This window comes from Neisseria sp. P0021.S007 (assembly GCF_051956855.1).
Genome location: NZ_JBQCXA010000873.1, coordinates 1 through 574 on the forward strand (window position 1 = coordinate 1; position 574 = coordinate 574).

Below are 574 nucleotides of genomic sequence, written 5' to 3' on the forward strand. Positions count from 1 at the left end.
TCTTTAATCCGTTTCCCGTGCAGATAAACGTTGCCATCGGTCGGTTCAATTAGCGCGTTAATCATGCGTAAAGTGGTGGATTTGCCGCTGCCCGAGCTACCTACCAACACGAAAAATTCACCCTGATAAATGGTCAAATCCAAATCGCGCACAGCATATTTGCCGTCATAATGCTTGCCTGTGCCACGAAACTCGATAAATGGGACAAGATTATTTTGCATATTGTGCCTTTACTACGTCTTCAAAACTAATCGGTGCGCGTCCCAACAACTGCGACAGGTCGTCTGAAACGGTAGCAAGCTCGCCTTTGGCAATGGCAGTGTAGGTAGAAACCCAGGCTTCAATCTGCCAATCGGGAGTGTCAGGATACTCAGCTTTGCGGCTGGCGAAGGCTTCTTCCACAGTTTCATTGTGGTAGCAGTGCGGTTTGCCGGTGATTTCGGTTAAGACGGCGGCTATTTCAATAAAACTTAATGATTGGGAACCGGTCAGTGTGTAGGTCTGATTATCGTAGTGGTGATTGTCGCAAGCGATGTCGGCGATGATGTTTGCCGCTGCTTGGGTGACATCGTGC

1 protein-coding gene and 1 pseudogene are annotated in these 574 nt (G+C 48.6%); both read right to left on the reverse strand.

Translation table 11 applies throughout. The annotated features are described in order from the left end of the window. Positions 1-221, reverse strand: a 221-nt coding sequence (locus ACTHUR_RS16455) for an ATP-binding cassette domain-containing protein (RefSeq protein ID WP_440399750.1), incomplete at its 3' end; no start/stop codon positions are given. Continuing rightward, positions 211-574: pseudogene (locus ACTHUR_RS16460) on the reverse strand (SDR family NAD(P)-dependent oxidoreductase); the annotation flags it as partial. The gene ACTHUR_RS16455 and the pseudogene ACTHUR_RS16460, both read right to left, overlap by 11 nt.